Origin of the sequence: Bartonella sp. AP57NXGY, from assembly GCF_042195805.1 — a bacterium.
GTDB lineage: Bacteria > Pseudomonadota > Alphaproteobacteria > Rhizobiales > Rhizobiaceae > Bartonella.
In genome coordinates, this window is the sequence record NZ_JBHIOZ010000015.1 from 18,118 (window position 1) to 24,132 (window position 6,015).

General features: G+C 38.7%; 5 protein-coding genes. 4 read left to right on the forward strand and 1 reads right to left on the reverse strand.

Annotation, left to right across the window (positions count from 1 at the left end):
* The coding region (gene tsaD, locus ACFIL8_RS03475) for a tRNA (adenosine(37)-N6)-threonylcarbamoyltransferase complex transferase subunit TsaD (RefSeq protein ID WP_375688924.1) at positions 1 to 881 on the reverse strand (881 nt) is incomplete at its 3' end.
* A 307-nt stretch (positions 882 to 1,188) separates the two neighbouring features.
* Here tsaD and ACFIL8_RS03480 point away from each other — a divergent pair.
* The 4 genes from ACFIL8_RS03480 to ACFIL8_RS03495 form a co-directional block, all read left to right on the forward strand.
* The gene (locus ACFIL8_RS03480) at positions 1,189 to 2,373 is read left to right on the forward strand and encodes a COG4223 family protein (RefSeq protein WP_375688926.1); all 1,185 of its coding nucleotides are present in this window, start codon (positions 1,189 to 1,191) and stop codon (positions 2,371 to 2,373) included.
* An 11-nt stretch (positions 2,374 to 2,384) separates the two neighbouring features.
* Positions 2,385 to 3,944, forward strand: coding sequence for a heme biosynthesis protein HemY (locus ACFIL8_RS03485; protein WP_375632428.1), 1,560 nt, complete (start codon positions 2,385 to 2,387; stop codon positions 3,942 to 3,944).
* A 146-nt stretch (positions 3,945 to 4,090) separates the two neighbouring features.
* Positions 4,091 to 4,837, forward strand: a complete 747-nt coding sequence (locus ACFIL8_RS03490) for a glutamine amidotransferase (protein WP_375638436.1) — start codon at positions 4,091 to 4,093, stop codon at positions 4,835 to 4,837.
* Positions 4,838 to 5,635: 798 nt separating this feature from the next.
* Positions 5,636 to 6,015 (forward strand): DUF2125 domain-containing protein (locus ACFIL8_RS03495; RefSeq protein ID WP_375688928.1); only part of this gene is annotated, 380 nt, incomplete at its 3' end.

Here is a 6,015-nt window from a genome sequence, read left to right on the forward strand (position 1 = left end):
GTAGAGCGAATGGCTTGGTTTGCGGCAACACCGCCTGCGACAACCAAAGCAGGAGAACGCTTTTCTTGATCATGAGAGAGAGGGTATTGGTGGGCAAAGTGTTGTAGGGCTAGGTGAATACGATCATGTACTGTATCGGTCACAGCGGCTTGAAAACTTGCGGCAATGTCAGCAATATCATTTTCTGTAAGAGGAGCTATGGCTGTTGCGGCTTGTCGAACAGCAGTTTTTAGTCCGGAAAAAGAAAAGTCTAACCGTTTTTCACCTTTTAAAGGTCGTGGAAGGGGAATGCGATTTTTATCACCAAATAAAGCTGCTTTTTCAAGTGCTGGTCCACCAGGATAGGGAAGACCTAAAAGTTTTGCAGTTTTATCAAAGGCTTCTCCTAATGCATCATCAATGGTGGTTCCTAAACGTTGGTAGTTGCCTACTCCATGAACAATGATTGTTTGTGTATGACCCCCTGAAACTAAAAGTAATAAATAAGGAAAGCTGACGTTGTGCGTTAACACAGCTGTTAAAGCATGTCCCTCTAAGTGATTTACCGCAATAAATGGTTTGCCAGTGGCAAGAGAGAGTGCTTTTGCGCTCATAACGCCTACCAACAATCCTCCTATCAAACCAGGACCACTGGTGGCTGCAATGCCATCAATATCTTTTAATTTTGTGTTTGCTTCTGTTAGTGCTTGTAGAATTAAATGATCAAGAACTTCAACATGGGCACGAGCAGCAATTTCAGGAACAACACCGCCGTAAGGTGCATGGTGATCAATTTGACTCCAAACAACATTGGAAAGAATTCGGCTGTTTGATTCATTGTTATATTCAATGACAGCTGCTGCCGTTTCATCACAACTTGTTTCTATTCCCAGCAGACGCATTTTAAACAAAACCTTATATTGAAGCTTCTTTCCTGCGTGCGTACCATGAACAGAAAAAGATGCAAAGTATTTCTCTTAGAATTGTTTTTTCTATGAAAAATATGTGTTTTGGCATTTTCTTTGAATTTTATGATATCGTTGATTAAAAAATAAAGCTGTATTTTCGAGTATAAAATGCAAATGTTTTTTAAAAACTTGTCTATTAAAGGCGATAATTGTAAATATTATTGAGAAAAGCTGCGTTTTTAAAACTTTTTTCATTTTATTATTTTATCATTAAAAAAAGTGTGCACGAAAAGTGACAGAGATGGTCGATTCTTCAAAACCAAAAGTTAAACCACATTATGCTGGTACGCGCCGTAAGAAACCAGTTATTGAACATGAAGCTGTTCCCCATGATTCAGAGGAAAAAATCCATAATTCTGTAGAATCTCAAGCGCGAGAAGAACAGAATATGCAAGGTCAGGATAAAAGTATCTCTAGTACAACTTGGCTTTTCTTGTCCCTTTCTGGGATTTTGGGGGGATTCATTGCTTTGGGAATTTTTATGGGGCTTCAATGGGCTGGTTTTTTTCCTTCTCCTTTTGTGGAAAATTCTGCTGGAGGAGAAAAAGCTTTGCAGATTGCTGAAGCCGCAAAAAGTCAAGGTGAAGACACAAAGGAACAATTGAGGCGGGTCTTTCAAGAAATTGATACGTTAAAAACAGAGTTTTCTTCTTTTTCATCACAACAGTTTAAAACAACGAAAAATGATGAACTATCGAAAGAAGAAAGCAAAAAAGCTTTTGCGATTTTAGAGGAAAAAGTAAAAGCTCTTGAAGAAATTGTACAAACTTTTGTTAGAAAGTCGAAAGAGATAGAGACGGCTTTGTCTGTTGGGCAGAGCAATGCAAATGATCTTGCTGCGTTAAAACAACAGTTAGAAGCACTACAGGAAGAAACTGCTGTTAAAAATAGTGAGAAAAAAGAAATAGATACCGCGCTCTTTACTGCAATTAGTTCATTAAAAAATGCTGTAGAGCGTGGTGGATCTTATAATAATGAATTAAAGCTGTTGCGGCAATTATCGCCTTCGATTAATGGACTTGATGTGTTGCAAAAAACAGCTACTGTGGGTCTTCCAAGTTCAGCACAACTTTCAGTTGATTTTGCTCATGTTGCTGATGCAATTGTTGGTACGCAAAATCTTGTTGCGTCAGATGCTGGTTTTTTTGACCGAATTTTAGCGTGGATAAAAGGGCTCATTGTTTCGCGACCGATTGGAAATGTTGAAGGGACAACGCTGGGGGCTATTGCGGCACGCATGGAAGTTGCCATTCAAGCTGGTGATTACGAAAAGGCTTTGAGCGAATGGCAATCATTGCCCCAAAGTGCAAAAGATGTTTCAATGGATTTTGTTAAGCAGCTTGAAAGACATATTGCTATTCAACAGTTGTTGCAGCAATTGTTATTGTCTGTGCAACAAGGATCTTTTAAAGCAACAAAGATGTAAATAGGCCCAAGATGATACGTGTTTTTATTTATATTTTTGTTGTTTGTATCCTCGGTTTAGCTTTCACGTGGGTTGCTAATCACAATGGTATTTTTGTTCTCACATTTTTGCATTTCAGATTTTCTGCTTCATTTCTTACAGTGTTAAGTGTGCTTATTTTATTTTTTGTAACGCTGGTGCTTTTATGGTGGTTATTGTCTTTCTTTTTTTCCATACCGAATGCTCTTTCCAATTATTTTTATAAACGCCATCAAAAGCGTGGTTACGAAGCTCTTTCAAAGGGGATTCTTGCAACTTTTGCTGGTGATAGTATGGTTGCGCAAAAAATGGAAGCACGTGTTGCTAAATATCTTGCAGGGAAACAAGAGCCATTGGTAAAACTCTTACAAGCGCAAACCTTGTCTTTACAAAATGACTCTGTTCGCGCCATCGGTCTTTATGAAGAGATGAGAAAGGAAGATCCGACAAAACTGGTTGGACTTTATGGTTTGTTTCGTGAAGCAATGAAGAGTAAAGCTTATGAGGCAGCGCAACAATATGCTGAAGAGGCACTGACTTTATCGCCAGCACTTTTATGGGCGCATCAGGCGGTGCTTGATCGGTTAAGTACTGAGGGTAAATGGGATAAGGCACTTACTATTTTTGAAAGAACGCAAAAAGCTCTCCCGCGTTCTATTCGCGCGATTCCAGAGCGGCAGCATATACAGGTTTTACTACTAAGTGGGCAGGCACTTTCTTTGTTTGATACACATCCTGTACAAGCACGTGAAGCTATTTTGAAAGCCCATAAATTGGCGCCTGATTTTGTTCCAATAATAGTTATTGCTGCTGATATTCTTTATAAATTAAACGAAACGCGTAAAGCGGATAAAATGATTATAGCGGCTTGGCAAAAGGAGCCTCATCCTGACTTGGGAGCGCTTTATCTTGAAAGAGAAGAAGGAGCCATTGGGCGATTGAAAAGGGCTAAGACACTTGCTTCTTATAATAAAGATGCATTTGAGTCGGCTTTCCTTATTGCTAAAGCAGCTTTGGATGCTGGTGAAACAGCATTAGCAAGAGAGAAGGCACAAAAAGCATTACAATGTCATCCACGGGAAAGTGTTTATTTATTGTTGGCAGATATTGAAGAGGCACAGGGAAACAATCAAGGTGCTGTGCGTCAATGGCTTTCTTTAGCACTTCGTGCTGAACGTGATCCAGTGTGGATGTGTGATGGGGCCATTTTTTCTTCTTGGTCAGTGGTTTCTCCAATCAGTGGACGATTGGGCTGTTTTGAATGGAAGGCGCCTCCTTGTATGCCTTCTCTCACATTAGAGGCGGACAATATTGTGTCGAAAAGGCAAGACAAAGAGTATGTTATGGGAAAAAGTGATGATGTTGGAGATAAGAAGCTTGAAAAATTAACACCTATAGATGATTCTCTTTTGCATAATGTGCAGGTGGAGAAACAAGATATAAAAGAAAAAGATGTAAAAATGTTCAGTCAAACTCACTTAAATGTTGATGATCCAGGGGTTAAAACAGAAGAAGAAACATCTTTATCGAGGAAAAAATTTCGTTTATTTTAAATTGCACCAATGTGATAATACGAATGTTTTCTCAGAAGAAACAATTGACCTAGAAGAAAAAATATCGTTAGTCTTGTCCAATAAAATTATTCTCTTATGCTTTAAAAATAAAGTTTTGCTTGGTAGCAGAGGTGATTGGTTAAAAAATGTTTTTAAATCAGAGATGTCTTGATAAAAAACAAAAAAATAACAAACCAAGGATTGCTGTCGTTATTCATCGGCGCTCTACCTATACTGGTCGGTTGGGAAAATTTTTACAACAAAATGGTTTTGTTCTTGATATTTATCGTCCTATTTTTGGACAAAAACTCCCTGATACATTAGAGCATTATGCCGGCGTTGTTATTTTAGGGGGACCGATGAGTGTGAATGACAGCGAAGCCTATATTGGTGAGGAAATTGATTGGATTTCGTTATCACTAAAGGAAAATAAGCCTTTTTTGGGTATTTGTCTTGGAGCACAAATGTTAGCGCGAAATCTAGGGGGGCGCGTTGGTACAAGAAGTGATGGGACTGTTGAAGTCGGCTGGTATCCACTAGAAGCAACCCCACAAGGGAAGGAATTGATGAATTGGCCAGAGATGGTCTACCATTTCCATGATGAAGGTATTTATGATTTACCGAAAGAGGCAATGCTTTTGGCAACAGGGAATACATATCCTACACAAGCTTTTCGTTATGGAAACAATGCATGGGGTTTGCAGTTTCATGCTGAATTTACACGCGCTATGATGCGGCGTTTGGTCGTGCGTTCGGCACATAAATTGACTGAAAAAGGTGCTCAACCTGCTTGTGCACACTTGAAAGGTCGTTTAATCTATGATCGAGCTTTGAGCCAATGGTTTGAAAGCGCATTACACCGGATTTTTTGTACACCGCCCGTACTTGTGTGATTGTTGACAACGAATTGATTTATATAGGTAATTCACGGTTTTGTATATTGAATGAGAACCCCAAATATAGTAAGGTTTTTTCATTCCAAACCTGTGTATGTTGACTCAATAAAAACCTCTTGTTTGCATGTCACAAGTAGGGCTGGCGTGTGGGCAAAAACTGTATAAGAAAAGACTAAAAATACTTCTTATGAACTGTCTTAAGTGCCAAGGGCTGTCGCAACATTTGGGGGCTAGCCAAATATAATGATGGTGCTGGCTTTGGGGTCTCCATAAGCGTAAAGATGGGGAGCTCAATGGCTTTATCGTTAAGAAACACTATTCATTATCATTTTTGTTGTGCTGTAAAACAGTATGGTTTAAGCTAGAGGTAGAAAATCTATGTAAAACTTTACACATGAGGTGTTTTTTGTTAAAGGGTGTAATGGGTTTTTTTTAAGAAAATCTTGTTTATTGAGCTTATGAGATACTGTACTTTAGAACGATGTATAGGGACTTCTTGAAGTGATCAGTAGATAAAATCCGGTCGATTAAGAAGTTGGATTGTGTATAAACTGAACGTGGTTGGGAATCTTTATCCTTTTTAGGGTGGGGAGGAAGTTAAGAGATAAAGAAAGTTTGAATATTGTCTAAATCCTTTCAAATACCATCATCACAAAAAAGTTTTTCTTTGAGTTATTTAATTTGTGGGCTCTTTTGTCTTGCTCTGATATTTATTTATAGCGCACTCTGGTTTTTTTTTCGCGTAAAATAGAAGACTATGTTTCTAATATATTCACAAAAGTATCTTCCCATAATATGGCGGCGGTATGTGAGAATGTGCACAAGGATGGTTATCCTTTACGTGTCGGTGTTGTTTGTGACAAGTTTCAATTTTCTTGGCCTTTACATGGGGTTTCTTTATCGACGGGGCGTTTGACAGCTGGTGCACCAATTTATGCACCTCATTTGGTTGAGTTTAATGTTCATTCTCCTGCATTAATTGTTTTTTCCGGAAAAACTCCCATAGTATCGCATTGGCGCAATTTGGTGATTGAAACAGAGCCTTATTGGAAAACGGGTAAAACATTGAAGTTTATAGCTGAAGGGCTTGAGATTTCATCTTTTTCCTCTTCCCCTGAAGATCAAAAGCTTCAAGAAGCATTAAGAGCACCAACGACAGATAAAAAAACGACACA